This is a genomic window from Nocardia sp. NPDC049149, assembly GCF_043197455.1.
Lineage (GTDB): Bacteria > Actinomycetota > Actinomycetes > Mycobacteriales > Mycobacteriaceae > Nocardia.
Window position 1 is genome coordinate 745,612 of the sequence record NZ_JBICTD010000005.1, and the last position, 16,527, is coordinate 762,138.

General features: G+C 66.6%; 12 protein-coding genes. 2 read left to right on the forward strand and 10 right to left on the reverse strand.

Annotated features, from left to right (window positions below; translation table 11 throughout):
• Nucleotides 1-554: 554 nt before the first annotated feature.
• The 10 genes from ACGFNJ_RS23745 to ACGFNJ_RS23790 form a co-directional block, all read right to left on the reverse strand.
• Nucleotides 555-6,572 carry a type I polyketide synthase gene (locus tag ACGFNJ_RS23745; RefSeq protein WP_393451958.1) on the reverse strand — a complete coding sequence of 2,006 codons (6,018 nt, stop codon included), beginning with the start codon at nt 6,570-6,572 and terminating at the stop codon, nt 555-557.
• Nucleotides 6,565-7,617 (reverse strand): serine hydrolase domain-containing protein, encoded by a 1,053-nt coding sequence (locus ACGFNJ_RS23750; RefSeq protein ID WP_393451961.1) that lies wholly within the window; start codon nt 7,615-7,617, stop codon nt 6,565-6,567. The genes ACGFNJ_RS23745 and ACGFNJ_RS23750 overlap by 8 nt, the downstream gene beginning before the upstream one ends.
• 24 nt (nt 7,618-7,641) lie before the next feature.
• A complete protein-coding gene (locus ACGFNJ_RS23755) occupies nt 7,642-8,469 on the reverse strand; it encodes an ESX secretion-associated protein EspG (protein ID WP_393451964.1) in 828 nt (275 codons plus the stop codon).
• The gene (locus ACGFNJ_RS23760; RefSeq protein WP_393451967.1) at nt 8,466-9,839 is read right to left on the reverse strand and encodes a hypothetical protein; all 1,374 of its coding nucleotides are present in this window, start codon (nt 9,837-9,839) and stop codon (nt 8,466-8,468) included. The genes ACGFNJ_RS23755 and ACGFNJ_RS23760 overlap by 4 nt, the downstream gene beginning before the upstream one ends.
• Nucleotides 9,840-9,872: 33 nt before the next feature.
• Nucleotides 9,873-10,268, reverse strand: coding sequence for a hypothetical protein (locus ACGFNJ_RS23765; RefSeq protein WP_393451970.1), 396 nt, complete (start codon nt 10,266-10,268; stop codon nt 9,873-9,875).
• Nucleotides 10,269-10,280: 12 nt separating this feature from the next.
• A complete protein-coding gene (locus ACGFNJ_RS23770; protein WP_393451973.1) occupies nt 10,281-10,463 on the reverse strand; it encodes a hypothetical protein in 183 nt (60 codons plus the stop codon).
• Nucleotides 10,464-10,700: 237 nt separating this feature from the next.
• Nucleotides 10,701-11,540: an acyl-[acyl-carrier-protein] thioesterase gene (locus tag ACGFNJ_RS23775; protein ID WP_393451976.1), complete on the reverse strand. Its 840-nt coding sequence runs from the start codon at nt 11,538-11,540 to the stop codon at nt 10,701-10,703.
• A gap of 92 nt (nt 11,541-11,632) precedes the next feature.
• Complete coding sequence (locus ACGFNJ_RS23780; RefSeq protein ID WP_393451979.1) at nt 11,633-12,961, reverse strand: DoxX family protein; 1,329 nt, start codon at nt 12,959-12,961, stop codon at nt 11,633-11,635.
• Nucleotides 12,962-13,035: 74 nt separating this feature from the next.
• A complete protein-coding gene (gene def, locus ACGFNJ_RS23785) occupies nt 13,036-13,638 on the reverse strand; it encodes a peptide deformylase (RefSeq protein ID WP_393451982.1) in 603 nt (200 codons plus the stop codon).
• Nucleotides 13,639-13,750: 112 nt separating this feature from the next.
• Complete coding sequence (locus tag ACGFNJ_RS23790) at nt 13,751-14,125, reverse strand: nuclear transport factor 2 family protein (protein WP_393451985.1); 375 nt, start codon at nt 14,123-14,125, stop codon at nt 13,751-13,753.
• A gap of 67 nt (nt 14,126-14,192) precedes the next feature.
• Between ACGFNJ_RS23790 and sigJ the strand changes: the two genes are divergently transcribed.
• Together sigJ and ACGFNJ_RS23800 are read left to right on the forward strand one after the other, a co-directional pair.
• Nucleotides 14,193-15,047, forward strand: a complete 855-nt coding sequence (sigJ, locus tag ACGFNJ_RS23795) for an RNA polymerase sigma factor SigJ (protein WP_393451988.1) — start codon at nt 14,193-14,195, stop codon at nt 15,045-15,047.
• A gap of 258 nt (nt 15,048-15,305) precedes the next feature.
• Nucleotides 15,306-16,511, forward strand: coding sequence for a glycoside hydrolase family 76 protein (locus ACGFNJ_RS23800; protein WP_393451991.1), 1,206 nt, complete (start codon nt 15,306-15,308; stop codon nt 16,509-16,511).
• Nucleotides 16,512-16,527: the final 16 nt, after the last annotated feature.

Sequence of the window (16,527 nt, forward strand, 5' to 3'; positions counted from 1 at the left end):
CAGCCAGGTACGGCCGACGTAGTCCGGCGGGACGATGATGTGTAGCCGTTGGCAACGCGGTGCAGCACACCTCGATCGACCAGCCGCGCGACCTCGGGCCACGGTTGGGCGTAGATGCCAGCCAAGTCCTGCGGCCGCACGGTTCGAAGCGGCGTCCGCCAGAGCTCACTGGGCAACAAGGTGCTACGACGGTCAGCCACGAGCACCACCTCCCGAGAGTATGCATTTCCTTGGCTATTAACCAATGAAGTGCATACCACTGGACCCGCTGAGCGGATCGGGGTCGAATCCGCAGTGGTCGTAGTGCGGGAAGCATTCAGGTTCGAGGCCGAAGCGGAGGCTCGAGCAGTCGCCGCCACCACAGGTGCCGCGCCGCCAACAGCAGATCATCTACGTGCCGGACAGCAAGTCCGACGAGGCGGCCTGGATTTGCGCACAAGACGAGGGCGTTGGGTTCCACTCTCGACCGGGGGCGAATAGCTGTCGCCGCCGATTCCTTGTCCCGCGGGCGTCGTCGCAGGCTTGCCTAGTGACCGAGCAGGTGCCCCACCTGATCAGTCCAGGGCTTCGCAGAGGTGGGTGGTCAATGTTGCGGCGGTGGGGTATTCGAAGACGACGGTGGTTGGGACGGGGATGCCTAGTGCGGACCGTAGGCGATTGCGGAACTCGACCGAGCTGAGGGAGTCGAAGCCGAGTTCTTTGAAGGATCGGTCGGGTCCGATTGCGGATGGGCCGTCGTAGCCGAGCACTGCGGCGGCGGTGGACTGGACAAGGGCAAGGACCTGGTCGTGTCGTTGTGCAGGGTCGAGTCCAGCTAGACGGTCGGCCGCTGGCATGCCAGGCGTGCTGCGTGGCTTCGGCGCTGCTCGCACCAGGCCGCGGACCAGTGCGGGGAGAACCTCCCCTGACTGCATGGCGGCGATGTCGAGTCGGGCGGGCAGGACGAACGGGCGGCCGAGGCTGATCGCCTCGTCGAAGAGGTCGAGGGCCTCGGCGGAGGACATGGCGATGGATCCGGTTCGCTCCAGGCGAGCCCGATCCTGTTCGCGGAGATGGCCGGTCATGCCGGTGGCAGCTGACCAGAAGCCCCAGCCGAGCGAGACGGCGGGCAGGCCGAGTTGGTTGCGGTGCGCGGCCAGTGCATCGACGAACGTGTTGGCCGCGGCATAGTTTGCCTGACCGACGGCACCGGATATGCCTGCGATCGAGGAGAAGAGGACGAACATCGACAGGTCGGATTCGGCCGTCAACTCGTGCAGGTGCCAGGCGGCGTCGACTTTCGGCCGGAGTACCGTCTCGAGGTGCTCCGGGGTCATCGAGTCGATCACTGCGTCGTCGAGCACGCCTGCCGCGTGGATCACGCCGACCAGCGGCGGGTCGATCCGCGCGATCACCGCCCCGAGCGAATCACGGTGCGCGGCATCGCATGCCACCACCTGTACGGCCGCCCCGAGTGCGCTGAGTTCGCCGTGCAGCTCGGTCGCACCCGGTGCGTCCATGCCACGACGACTGAGCAGCACGAGGTTTCGGACACCGTGGCGACGCACGAGATGCTGCGCGAGCGTCGCGCCGAGGACGCCGGTGCCGCCGGTGATCAGGACGGTGCCCGCCGACCGCTGTTGCTCGGGGATCGTGAGCGCCAACTTGCCGACATGTCGCGCCTGACCGAGGTAGCGCAGGGCTTCCGGCGCACGACGAATGTCCCAGCACCCGACCGGCAACGGCCGGAGCACACCGGATTCGAACATCGCCGCAATGTCGGCCAGCCGCTGCTGGATCTGGTCGGGGCCGACGTCGAGCACGGTGAACGTCTGATACGCCACGCCGGGATGTGCCGCTGCGACCGTGGCCGGGTCGCGAACATCGGTCTTGCCCAGCTCGACGAACCGGCCGCCGCGGCGCAGCAGGCGCAGTGACGCATCGACGAAATCGCCTGCGAGCGAGTCGAGTACGACGTCGACGCCGGCGCCGTCGGTGGTCGCGAGAAATGCCTGCTCGAACTCGACGGTGCGGGAGTTGGCGATATGGTCGTCGGCGAATCCGAGCGCTCGCAGTAGGTGTTGCTTGCCGGGGCTCGCCGTGACGAACAGTTCTGCACCCCAATGCCGAGCCAGCGCAATCGCCGCCAAGCCGACGCCGCCGGTCGCCGCGTGCACCAGCAACCGCTCACCCGGTGCCAGCTGCGTCAGGTCATGCAGGGCGATGTAGGCGGTCAGGAACACCGCAGGCGTCGTGGCCGCTTCCGCGAAGGACAAGCTGGCCGGAATCGGCACCACCAACCGGTGATCGACGATCACCGTCGACGCGATCGGACCGAGCAGACCCATCACCCGGTCCCCCGGCGCCACCGTCGTGACGTCGGCGGCCACCTCGACAACGACACCCGCACCGTCAGCACCGATTTCGGCGTGGACGTCGTTGTACCCGCCGAAGTCGACCCCGAAATCGGCGCTGGCTTCGGTGTCTACGACGAGCGCGATCATGACGTCGCGGAAGTTCAGCCCCGCCGCACGGACCGCGATCCGGATTTCGCCGTCCCGCAACGCTCGTTCCGGCTCCGGCAGCGCCTCCAGACGCAGATTGGTCGACTGCAGCGTTCCGGTACCTGCGGTCCGCAACTGCCAAGATCCGGCCTCGACCAGCTCGGGATTGCCGACCAAGTCGGTGCGGGCACGAACAAGCCTTGGCGCGTAGGCGATTCCGCGCCGGAACGCGAGCTGCGGTTCGTCGCAGGCCAGTGCCGCCGCTATCGCAACGCGACGGTTTACCCAGTCGTCGATATCTACGAGCGTGATTCGCCCAGGGTGCTCGTTCTGCGCACTCCGCAGCAGCCCCCACACCGGTGCGTGCACGAGATCTTCCACGTCCTCGCCGCTGTGCACCGCGACGGCACGACGAGTGACGACCACGAGCGTGCTGTCGTCGTCTCGTTGCCGCCACCGCTGGATCTGATCGAGGATCTCGGCCAGTCGCGCGCGCACTGCCTGTGGGAGATCACCGTCGGTGATCGGCGTTGCCTGGCAACGTAATACGTTGGGCGCCTGGCCGCTTCGGCCCTCCCGGTGCTCCGGAATCGCGACAGGCATCCAATCGATGCCGAACACTGAATCGCCCGCCAACTGCCGTCGGTCGATCGGCCGCGTCACCAGCGACTCGATCGTGGCGACGACGGACCCGGCGGTGTCGGACAGTGTCAACGCGGCGCGGTCGTCGGCCGTTATCGTTGCGTGCACACGCAGCGCTGTCGCACCTGAGGAATACAGCTCGACGCCCTCCCAGGCGAACGGCATGCTCACTGTCGCGGCGTCACGACTGGCGAACTGCTCGATCAGCACGTGCAACGCCGCGTCGAGCAGCGCAGGGTGTATCCCGAATCCCGCTGCGCTGGCAGGGAGTGGGGCAACGACCTCCGCGAACAGCTCCCTGTCCGCAGCCGAAGTCCCCTTCACCCAAACGGCGCGCAGCCCGCGGAACACCGGGCCGTATTCGTAGCCCCTGGCCGCGGATCGTTCGTAGAAGTCGGAAACGTCAACCGGCGTTGCGTCTTCCGGCGGCCATGCCGCGACGACCGGCGGCGTACTGGTGGCGCGGGTGGATACCGCGCCAGAGGCATGCAGCGTCCACTGCGCCGATTCGTCGGTTCGCATGTAGCACCGGACCGATCGCCTGCCCGAAGTCTCGGGCGTGCCGACGACTGTTTGCAGCTGCACCGCACCGGATTCGGGAACAGTGAGCGGCGCATGCAGCACGAGCTCGGACAGCACGGGGCACCCGACCCGCGTGCCTGCCGACTGGACAAGCTCGGCCGTCGCGGCACCCGGCAACAGCACCGTTCCGGCGACGGCGTGGTCGGCGAGCCAGGGCTGGCGGTCGACGGACACCGCACCGGCGAACGTCACTTCACCCGATTCGGGATGTTCGACTATCGCGTCGATGAACGGGTGCACAGCGCCCGCGCCGCCTTCGTCGGGCGCGAGCCAGAACCGGTTGTGCTGGAACGGGTAAACCGGCAGGTCGACCCGCTGTGGTTGCCGCGCTTGGAGATAGGTCCGCCACGAGGCGGTCACGCGCGCCGCGGAAAGCAGGAAGCGTCGCAGGTTGCCCTGGTCGCGCCGCACCGTTTCGACAACCGTGACGTCGTCGGTGTCGAGCGTTTCCTCGATGCCGACGGTCAGCACCGGATGCGGGCTCACCTCGACGAAGCCACGGTACCCGTGCTCATAGGCGGCTCGTATCGCCGACTCGAATCGCACCGGCTGCCGGAGGTTTTGGAACCAGTACCCGGCGTCCATCGAGGTCGGTTCGAGCAGACCGCCGGTGACCGTCGAGAAGAGCGGGACGCTCGGCTTGGCGGTTTCGATATCGGCCAGTGCCGACTGCAACTCGGCGCCGATCAAATCGACCTGTGCCGAATGCGCGGCGTAGTTCACCGGAATCCGTTTGGCACGAAGATCATTGGCGTCGCTGTGCGCGAGAAGTTCCGCGACGGCGTCCGCTTCGCCGGACACCACGATCGAACGCGGGCCGTTGATCGCAGCGACACCCAGTCGACCGGGCCACTTTTCGACAAGCACGCCGACCTCGTCGACCGGTTGCGGCACCGAGACCATGCCGCCGTCGCCTGCGATCGCGACGAGTGCACGGCTACGAACGACGACGACGCGTGCGGCGTCGGCAAGCGACAGTGCCCCTGCGACGTAGGCGGCGGCGATCTCGCCCTGCGAATGACCAACCACCGCGGCCGGTTCGACACCGATCGACTGCCACAGCCGGGCCAGCGAGGTCATGACGGCGAACAGCACCGGCTGCACCACATCGACTCGTTCGAGTCTTGGCGCATCCGGCTCGTCCCGCAGCACATCGAGCAGCGACCAGTCGACCAGGTCGGCGAACACCGCAGCGCATTGGTCGATGTGCGCGGCGAATGCCGGTGCAGTGTCGAGCAATTCGGCCGCCATCCGCACCCACTGCGACCCTTGGCCGGGGAACACGAACACGGTGTCGCCGGGCGGGACACCGGTCGCGACGACGTTCTCGGCAGCTCGCCCCTCGGCAACCGCGGTCAGACCCGCACGCAGTTCGTCGCGGTCCGTGCCGACGACGACGGCTCGGCAGGCGAAGCTCGCTCGTCCGGTCGCCAACGACCACGCGACGTCCACCGGTTCGTGATCGAGCACCGCAAGCAGCCGGGAGGCGTACTCCGACAATGCCTGTCCCGTCTTCGCCGACAGCGCGAGTGGAACGACGACAGGCGGCCTCGCTGTGGCGGCCGTTGACTCGGCGGGCGCCTGTTCCAGGATCACGTGAGCGTTGGTGCCGCTGATGCCGAACGCCGAGACACCCGCGCGACGAACCTGCGACTCCGCAGGCCATGCGGTCGGCTCGGCCACCACCCGCACGGGGCTGGTGGACCAGTCGACCGCGGTGGTCAATCGATCGGCATACAGTGTCGGCGGGACCGTCCCGCGCCGGATGGCCTCGACCATCTTGATCACCCCGGCGACGCCGGCGGCGGCCTGCGCGTGACCGATGTTCGATTTCACCGACCCGACCAGCAGCGGCATTGCGTCCGAGCGCTTTTCGCCGTAGGTCGCGATCAGGGCGGCTGCCTCGATCGGATCGCCGACCGTCGTTCCGGTGCCGTGCGCCTCCACGACGTCGACGTCGGCAGGCGTGAGCCCGGCGTCGGCGAGCGCCTTGCGGATGACCCGTTCCTGCGCGGGGCCGCTCGGTACCGTCAGCCCGTTCGACGCGCCGTCTTGACCGGTCGCCGAGCCGCGAAGCAGGGCGAGCACCGGATGACCGTGCCGACGAGCGTCGGAAAGTCGTTCCAGGAGAAGCACGCCGACGCCTTCACCGATCCCGAACCCGTCGGCGGCGGCCGAGAACGGCTTGCTCCGGCCGTCTTCGGCGAGCGCGCCGAGCTCGGCCAGCCCGATGATGGCACTCGGCGAGCTCAGCACCGTCGCGCCGCCGGCCAGCGCGAGCGTGCAGTCACCGGTCCGCAATGCCTGCGCCGCAAGGTGCATCGCGACGAGCGAGGAGGAACATGCGGTGTCCACGGTGATCGCCGGACCCGCCAGCCCGAGCGAGTACGCGATGCGCCCGGATGCGACAGCGGCCGAGATGCCGGTGGCGAGGTGCCCGGCCAGGCCCATGCGCTCGGAGGCGACCCGACCGCCGTAATCCTGTGCGACGACGCCGAAATAGACGCCGGTTTCCGTCCCGGCGAGCGACAACGGATCGATGCCGCTGCGCTCCAAGGCTTCCCACGAGGTCTCGAGCAGCATCCGCTGCTGCGGGTCCATCGCCACCGCCTCGCGCGGGCTGATGCCGAAGAACGCCGCGTCGAACGCGTCCGCCGCATCGAGGAAGTTCCCGCGCCCGGAATTGACCGAGGTCTGCAGCCTGGCCCGATCCCAACCCCGATCGGTCGGAAATGCCGAAGTGGCGCTGCGCCCTTCGGCGGCGAACCGCCAGAGATCCGCCGACGAGGCGATACCGCCCGGATACCGGCACCCGATGCCGACGATCGCGATCGGATCGGTTGACGCGCCGGCCTGCTCAGCCATCGACGAACCTGGGGTAGAGCGCCCGCACGAGCTCGAGCGCGATCTCCATGCTGATGGCGTCGACGTTCGCCGACACGTTGGTCACGACCGCGACCGACGCATCCTCTGCGGGATAGCGATACACCGCGCAGGACGCACCGGGCATGATGCCGTTGTGGCCGACCAGCGCGCCGAGGCGCTGCACGCCGAGCCCGTACCGATGGAACGCCCGCCTGCGGTCCAGGTGCGTCGACATCAAGCGCGCACGCTGCAAGTCCGCGGACAGCAGCGTGCCGTCGGCGAGCTCACGCACCCAGATCATGAGGTCGTCGACCGTCGAGGTCATCGCGCCGGTCGCCCACAGGGCATTGGGGTTCATGTCGCCGAGCCTGCGCAATGTTCGACCGTCGGGCATGAGCGCGTAGGACGTCGGATGAGGGTCGGGAAGCTTTGCGACCGAAGGGAATTCGGTGCTGGCCAAGCCGGGCACCGACGCGACGACAGCACCGTTGATCACGTCGGCGACGGGCTTGCCGGTCACCTGCTCGAGCACGAGGCCGAGCAGAATGTAATTGCTGTCGCAGTAGTCAGCCTTGGCCCCCGGCTCGAAAGCCGCAGGCCTGCTTCGCATCAGGTCGACTTTGCGCTCCTGCGGCCAGTCCGCGTCCGGGGTGTCGAAGGACAGTTCGTCGCGCGTCGGCAGCCAGTCCGGCACACCGACAAAGTTGGCGACACCGGACGTCATGTTCAGCAGGTGCCTGATCGTGATGCGCGCACCGTTCGGGATGCCGGGGACGAACGATTCGAGCGTGTCATCGAAACCGAGACGGCCACAGTCGATCTGCTGCAGCACGGCCGTCGCGGTGAACGACTTCGTGACACATCCGACGCGGTAGTGGTCGCCGAGGCGAAACGGTTCGCCGGTGGCCAGGTCGGAGACGCCGAGCGCAAGCTCCCAGCGCTGATCGCCCACTTCGACTACCGCGCCGAGACCGGGCAGGCGCTGCTCGTAGAACTTCGTCTCGAGCAGGAACTCGAGCGTGTCACGCGCCATCTCGTCGAGCATCACACTACCTCTGCGTACCCATGATCAGAGGACTCGGAAGTCGCGTTCCGCAGGCCGGTTCTCCCGGATCCGCTGGACCAATTCGACGACTCGCTGATTGACGAACTGCTCGAATGCCTTGTCGTCCACCGGAATGGCGATCGGGTTCGGCTTGGGTTCGATCAGGTAGCGGCCGTCGTCGACGAGATCGCGCCAGCGAACGAGATAGCCACGGCGGTCCTGGATCCAGTGCGCCCCGCTGCCCGGCTCGACCTTCAGTTCGCCGATCTGGGTCGCCTGCGCGTTGCGCCAGCGATCGGAGCGCGTCTGCGGCGGGTCGTTCGCCTCGAGCACCTGCGAGGAGCCGTAGCTGTAGTCCATGTCGTCCGACTGCGCAGCGGTTGCGTCCGCCTGTTCCGACAGGATCGGAATTTCGCCCTGCTTACCGCGCCCGACCTTCGGCAGCTGGCCGATCACCGCCTTGGCCAGCCCGGCGACGTCGGTCTCGTAGACGTCGATATCGCCACCGCGGTCGATACTCTCGCCGGGTTCCTGGACCAAGACCACCGCGTAGCCTTCGCGCCGCAGGCCGACGACACGGGTCATCGCCGACGAGTCCGTCTCGTCGTCCGGCGGCTCGCCCGCCGCCCAGATGACGATGTCCGGGTTCACCGCAGCCTCCCACAGCTGCTGTGCGTCGGGCGGCAGCCGCCGCAGCAGCTGTTCTGCCGTCTCCCTTTTCGCGCGGTAGTAGTCCTCCTCGTACTGGTGCGTCGGCCAATGCGTCAGCGGGAACGGCAGTTTGTCGTTCGACATCAGCTCCCACAGCACCACCAGCTCGAGCGAGGTCAGCCGCCCACGGTGCGCGGTCATCCTTCGACGACGGGCTTCGAAGTCACCGGTGCGTCACCGAGCGCCTCCTCGATGTGCTCGGTGGAGTCGAGATAGTCCGCCCGCTTGTGCTCCTTGTTCTGACCGTGGGCACCACCGGGTGAGCCTGCGGCGCCTGGTGAACCTGGCATACCCGGAGTGGCGGCCAGGCCTGCCCGGCCGATCGCCGACGCAGCCGTTCCGGCGACCGACGCCCGCGGAAACAGCTTCGAAGCCTCCGTGCCGAGCGCGCTGTTCGGCCCACCGGGCCCGCCGAGCTTGCCGGGGCCGGGGCCAGGGCCGCCTGCCTTCTTGTTCAGCTCTTTGCTCAATTCCTTGCTCAGCTCAGGGTTCAGACCGGCCAGCGAGCCGGGCAAACCTGCCGCGCTTGCTGTCTGCAGACCCTTCTCTGCCGCTTGCTGCAAACCCTGGAGGCCCTGCTGCGCCGCCTGCTGGATCCCCTGTTGTGCGGCCTGCTGAGCTGCCTGCGCCTTCTGATCCGCCGCCCGCTGCTGGGCTTCCAGGTTCTGCTTGGCGATCTCCGCCGACCGGTCCCTGGCGTCCTGCTCCGCCCGCTTGCGTGCATCGTCGAGTTGTTGCTGCTGCTGTTTGAGCGCGGCCGTGTTCAACCCGGGTCCTGGCTGCCCGAGTTTCACACCCGGCCCGGGGGGCCCGGGAGGTCCGGGAGGACCAGGAGGACCGGGGTTGCCGAGCTGGGTCGGGTCCGGCAGCCCCGTCGTCACCGGCTGCGGCAGCGGGAATACCGGCATGGCCGCGTCCACGGACTTGCCGCCGGGAACGAAGACCTGGTTCATGACGTCGTTGGCCCGCTGCGTGAGCAGTTGTCGCAGATGCGCACGGGTCTTGTCGTTGTCGTACTGGCCGGAGCTCGTCACGATCGACTTGCCGTTGGCCAGGTTGCCCTTGCCGTCCGGGATATTGTTTCGCGTGGTGTCGAGGAAATCCGCCGAGTAATCCAGACTGTTCGCGACCGCGTTGATGACGGTGGGGAGCGCCGCCAGCTGATCGGCGTAGCGCTGCACCGCCGCCGACGCGATGCGACCGCCTTCCGAATCCCAAGAATCGACGATCGTCGCTTTCACTGCGTTCGAGAATTTGCCGACGAGCGCGTTCAGATTGTTGCCGTGCCCGCGCCAATTGTTCGCCATGCCGCGTACCGACCCGGAATTGATCGAATCGCGGAATGCGACAAGGGTGTCCAGGTCCTTACCGTAAGTCTCCCAGGCGATTTGGCCGGTCTCGGTCCCGACCGACTTGTCACCGAGCACCGTAGTTTTGTCGGTGCCTCCGGTCTTCGGCTTGAACTCGTTCAGGTTGTACGACCTCGGATTGTTCGGTGCTGAGTCACCCATTTGTCACCTCCATGGCGCAAGGACGGCGGAATCCTACGACTTCGGCCGGAGATCCTTGATCGCCGTGTCGTATTTGGAAAGCTCTGCGGCAGAGGCGTGTTCGTTCTCCAGGTACGCACGGCCGGAAGCGATGAAGGTCTCCATCATGTCGTTGACGACGTCGCGGTGCTTGGTCAGCGCGTGCTCAAGCGAGGAGTCGCCGGTGGTCGCGCGGTCGTTGTAGCGCTTGGCGAGCGCGGACGCGTTCGTGATGTTGCTGCCGAAACCCTGGGTGTTGGCGAGCTTGTTGGCGTTGCCGATCGCACTGTTCAGCTCGGTGATCATGTCACTGCACAGCTTGGCGCAGTCCTGCGCGGCTTGCGGCTTCAGCCGGATGTGGCGTCCCTTCGCGGCCTTGGTGAGGCCGTCGAATTCGCTGTCGTCTGCCATCGGTCGGTCCTTCTACGACGGAGTACTCGGAAAGATGGGGTCGGCCCAACCCTGCGCGGACTGGCACAGGTGGCTGTCGAAGTGATTGTTGAGCGCGCTATCGCTCCGGGTGCGCACCAGACCGGCGGTGACCCCCTGCCCGGCCTCGCATGTGCTGGCGTCGATATACGACGTCACCAGCAAGATCGCACCCACGCCGTTCATCCTATCGGACAACCCCTACCGCAGACCCGTCCAGCGATCGAGCTTTGGAAACCGTTAACATTCCTCGAATCCCTATACATCATCTGCTGGGTCGACGAAACCCAGAACATTTCTCGGCTTGACGACATGGGCCGAACGAGCATGGCCTAGTGCGCGTTTCGCGCGGTCGAATCGTGGCCACCCAAGGGCTGCCTTCTCGCTCAGAACATTTCGCGCAGGTCGGCTCGGTTACTCGCTTCGGGTGCTACGGCGGTATTCAGGACTGAGCTTGTCCACTGTCATGGTAGTGACGATTCGGTCATCGACGATCATCCAGATCAGCAGCTGTTCGCCGTCGCGGCGCCGTCGAACGATCACCTCGGCTCCTGGCGCGATCGGGCGCAGGTAATCGATGACGGCGCGATGCGGGGCACCGAGAATATCTGGGTGCTCGACCAATTCGTCCTCGACGACTACCCAGTAGGCCGCATTGTTCAGATGCTTGAACGGGTCGAAGTCCGCGGTGCGGAGGATATGGATGCGGTCAGCGGGCATACCGGGATCGCGGTCAGGCACTGCTCGCGGACTCGTCGGCATCCGCAACCGATGGTTGTCGTTCATCGAACTCAGCCACGCGAACCCGCCGTCGCTGATTCGCGTCGGCATGCCGTTCTCGTTCACATTGATCCAGAAGGCCTCGGTTTCCACGAGGCCGTCGGGGCGCTGCGCCGGATTGAGGCGGTTCGTTTCATGGGTCGCGGTCAGTCGCACGCGCATGCTCGCCCACCGCGTCGACAGCGCGGAGCACCATCGCTGCAAGATAACCGTGGCGGGCCAGGAGATCGGCTCGAGCACATCGATGACGGTGCGCCTGACCACCCAGAAGGGGTCGGTGTTCACGAAGTCCGTGGCCTCGAGATTGTCGTTGGCGACATCCTGGAGGTAGCGAGCGACGCCGTCCAACCGCAAACGCATCTCTTGATCGATGTCGCCCGCGCGAACGCGGTAGTTCGCCTCGAAGTACTGCGCCCCCGGCAAGCGTTCGGCCAGCGGTTCGTGCACTACTTCCAGACGCGCCTGCTCGAGCATCGTGCTCCTCTCGCTTGTGCGGACAAACGCTGCGCTGGGCAGGATGAAGCTCGCCGATCGCGATTGCCGAAGAGTAGCTCATGCGGCAACACTCAACGGTTGTAGGGCGTCTCCTGGACCCAGCTGAAGCCGCGTTCGAGCAGCGGGAAGGACTGCGGCTCGAGTTCGGTGAACCAGGCGTGGATGCGGTGCCCGGCATAGTCGTCGGCGTCGATGACCATCCGGCCGGGGTCGGGCCACCAGTAGGTGAGCCGTACCCGGATCGGGGTTTCTTCGAAGGTGCCGAGGGCGATGCGGTGGCGCAGGTCGATGTGATGGCGTTTCGGGTCGATGGTGCCGCCGTACACCTCGAAGGAGGCGTCCATGTGCTGGATGGTGACCATCATCGGGTCGGAGACGTGGAAGGGGCGATCGATAATGACTCGGCGCCACCGTAATTCGTCGGTCAGCAGCGGGTCGCGGGCATAGCCCTCGGAGGAGAAGCCGTCCACTCGGTAGATGCCGTACAGCTCGGGGGTCTCCTTCGACCACTGCCGCCAGTTCTGCGCACCGATCACGCCGAGCAAGAGCAGGCCGGCCACCACCTGGGCCACGAGCGCTATCCGGTTGGCCCGCGCGGAACCGAACAGCGGCACGGGCCGGACCGCAGGCGTGGGACGACCAGCGAACAGGGCCGCCAGCAACCGGTGCCCATACGGTGCGAGCAGGAACAGGCTCAGCAGCAGAAACTGCGACGAGACTGTTTTCAGGCGGACGTCATAGGTCATGTTCAGCAGGAACACCTGCGTCATGTCCACCGCGCACAGCAGCGCACCCGCAGCAGTGGCCCGCGGCACGAGCAACAGCAGGCCCGCCAGCAATTCCGCTGCGCCGAGGGCGATTTCATACGGCTGCGACACACTGATCTGCGACCACAGCACGCCTTCTGGGCTGAAATTGCCGTAGGGCTCGACCAACCGGTTCAGCACGAACGGCATCTGGGTCGGAATCGCCTTGGCCATCCCGAAATAGAACATCGCCAGCACCAGCACGAACCGCAGCGACAGCTGAGTCCAGGCGAACAGCCGGGTGTAGCGGACCCGTCGGCGATCCAGCACCGACCACGCCGCCGTGACCACCGCGGAGAGCACCGCCAGGAGGAACAGCCCGGTCCACTGGAACGCGCTGTCGCTGCCTACCTGCGTGCTGGTCACCCGAAGGCCGAGCACATGCGTAGCGGTCCATTCGATCGGCGGGCGCGCGAGAGTGACCACGTGCAGCACCGAGCCCGCTTCGATCCCCAAGCCCGCCAACAGAATCGGGATCAGCCCGAGCACGCCGGCCAGGCCGATCGCCCCGAAATAGCACACGCCGAAACGAAACCCGATGCGCGTCAGCGGATGCCAGTGTTCCTCGACCTCGCCCTCGTCGTCCTGTGGCACCGAACCCTCCCCACGTCGAGCAAACTACGCCGCGACAGTAGGGAGGGCACCTTAACGAGGACCGGTAACTCCGCTTAAGACGCCTGTGCCCGCTCCTCGCGGTCTGCCAGCACACCGTCACGATTCTTCGCCATTTCGGCCAGGACGTCGGCGCGCTCCGCCTCGGTGAGGTGATCGATGTAGAGCGTGCCTGCCAGATGGTCGGTCTCGTGCTGCAAGCATCGGGCGAACAGTCCGGTGCCCTCGATCGTGACGTCGTTTCCGTGCATGTCCTTGCCCCGCACGATGGTGTGGGCGGCGCGGGCGAGCTGCGCCACCGGGCCCGGTACCGACAGGCACCCTTCCCTGCCGACGATCTGCGGCTCGGTGGTGACGTTCTCGATGACCGGGTTGCAGATGTGGCCGACGTTGCGTCGGCTCTCGTCCTCGGCGGTGTCGTAGTCATCCGGGCAGTCGTAGACGAAGACCTGCAGATCGACGCCGATTTGGTTGGCGGCCAAGCCGACTCCACGAGCGACGTACATGGTGTGGAACATGTCGTCGACGAGCCGAGCCAACGCGTCGGTCCCGAATTCGGTGACATCGCGACAGCGCCGGTGCAGGACGGGATTGCCGACCTCGGTGATCGCGTGGTACGAGCCGCGGGTCGGGGCCTGGTTGGTGTCGGGCGTAGTCATGCCATCCTTCATACGATGTCCGAACACTTTCGCGCGCAATACTATTAGTCATCGATCAACGACACGTCATGCGCCGATCATCGGGTGGCCTGATCTTGTCCACCGCGGTTGCTCAGAACATGCCGTGCGGGTTGGCCGCGGTTTCCGGGACCGGCTGGACCACATCCCAGTGCTCGACGACGCGGCCGTCGAGGATGCGGAGGATGTCGACAATCGCCATCGTCGATCCGTCGGGGCGGGTGAGGCTGCTGTGCACTGCGGCGAGATCGCCGTCGGCGAGGACGCGGCGGGTGCTGGATTCGGCGTGCATCATTGCCTGGCCCTGCGGCGAAGCGAGGAAGTCGAGGAAGGCTTCGCGGCCGGTCTTTACTGCGGGATCGTGCGGGACAGCAGGGTTATGCGAGACGAACTCGTCGTGCAGGAGGGCCGAAGCGGCGGCCAGGTCGTGGTTGTCGAACATGAGGTGCAGCAGTTTTTCGACGATCATTCGGTTGCTCATATAGGACAGACGGATTCGGGCGGCCCCGCGTCACGCGCTGGTACGTTCGGGTTGGATGGCAGAGGATCCGTTCGAGTTAGACCGTGCCGCGTTGTTCGGCGTCGCCTACCGCATGCTCGGCACCCGAAGCGATGCCGAGGACGTGGTGCAGGAGGCGTGGCTGCGCTGGCATCGCGTCGATCGCAGCACCGTCGACAACCCGCGTGCCTATGTGTTTCGGCTGGTCGCCAACGAGTCCATCGACCACTTGCGCCGGGCGCGGGCGCGGCGGGAAGACTATGTCGGCCCGTGGCTGCCGGAACCGCTCGTCGGCGATCATGCGGAGGCGGTCGCGTTGCGCGAGTCCGCCTCGGTGGGGCTGCTGCTGTTGCTCGAGACACTCGCGCCAGATGAGCGAGCGGTATTCGTGCTGCACGAGGCATTCGATTTCACGCACGCCGAGATCGCCGAGTTGCTCGGTCGCAGCGAGCGCGGGGTGCGGCAATTGGCGTATCGCGCCCGCCAGCGCGTCAAAGCCCGCCGACCGCGCCATGAGCCAGACAACGGCGATCACCGCGAACTCGTCGCGGGGTTCATGACCGCCGCCATGCACGGCGATATCGAGGTGCTGGTGAAACTCCTTGCGCCCGATGCCGAGTTCCGCGCCGATGCCGACGGCCGGCGCGAGACACCACGGGCGCCGATGTACGGCGCGGTCGCCATCGCCGAGTGGTTCCGCCTCGCGGCGCCGTTCTGGCCCGCGGCATTGCGCGTCGACATCACCTCGGTGAACGGTGGCCCCGGCGCGCTGGTCACCGGTGACGGTGTGCCGTTCCTGGTCGCGGCATTCGAGGTCGACAGCGCAGAGCGCGTCGCGGCGCTGTACGCGGTGCTCAACTCCGCGAAGCTTGCTGCCGTCAGCGCGTCATAACGTGCAGCGCCGCGCATAGGCGGCGGCATTTCCAGGGTGACGCGGCAATTCATCCGCAAAAGAGTTGAACGCTGCTTTACGTAGATCAGAAACGGTCCGTGAATTCGTGAAGAAATCAGCGCGAACCAGTAACTCGGTCCCGTGTCATAGCTCACCGCGAGCGCTTTGCATCGTGCCGCCGTGATTTTAGCGAGATAAACTTGTACTGCACGGTTTCCAGCTTTATTGATCGTTGTTCAGCAAGGGGAGTCCGAGCGAATGGAACGCCGGGACAGGGGGCTGAGCCGGCGCACCCTCTTGTATGCCGCCGGTACCGGGATCGCCGTCACCGTGCTGGCGCGGCCGATACAGGCAGCACCGATCACCCGGCAGGTGTCCGCCGGGCCCGATACCTGCGGGCAACGGGTGGACTTGGCGGAACAGGCCATTGTGACGCGGCACGTGCGCAGTCTCTGGGGTCTACCCGGGGTGCGGCTCGGTGTGTCCGATTGGCCACGCCCCTTGGCGGAACAGTCCTTCCTGCAATGGAATTACTGGTGGCAAGCCCACCTGCTCGACTGTGCGGTGGACGCCGCGCACCGTGACCGCACCGCAGCGCGCATCGATCGGGTCGCCGCCCTCGCGCGCGGCATCCGCACCCGCAATATCACCGGCTGGACCAACCGGTACTACGACGACATGGCCTGGTTGGCGCTGGCGCTCGAACGCGCCGACCGACTGCTCGGTGTCCGGTTCGGCGACGCTGTCGGAGATCTGCGCACCGCCCTCATGGGCGGATGGAACCCGGATGTCGGCGCGGTGCCGTGGCGGATCGGCGACGACTACTACAACACTCCCTCGATCGGTCCGACCGGCATCGCGTTGGCCCGATTGGGCGAGCTGACCTGCGCCGGTCACCTCGCCGAATTCCTGCACACCCGATTGCGCGACACCGACACCGGACTGATCCTGGACGGCGTCCACGAGCCAGGCGGCCGCGTGAACCGGGCTCTCACCACCTACTCGCAGGGCGTCGCCATCGGACTCGAAACCGAACTTGCCCTGCGCACAGGGGAATCCGAGCATCGACGGCGCGCCGCCACGCTCGTCGCCGCAGTCGAGGCCAAGCTCACCAAGAACGGCGTGATCACCGGCGCCGCCGGGGACGACAGCGGGCTGTTCATGGGCATCCTCGCCAGGTATCTCACCGTTGCCGCCTTGTCGCTCGGCGACACCACCGCCGCGCACATCGTGCACACGTCGGCGCGGGCGGCCTGGGAGCATCGCGCCGAGGTGGACGGTCTGCCGCTGTTCGGCGCCGACTGGACCCGCGCCGTCACGGTTCCGGCGCACGGCGGAATCTTCCCCCAGCTCTCGAATGCGTTCACCCCGCCGCCCGCCAACCAGAGCCGCGATCTGTCGATCCAGCTGAGCGGGTGGATGCTGCTCGAAGCCGACTACCAACTCACCGCCGCGGGATGTTGAACTCCTTGCCGCAGAA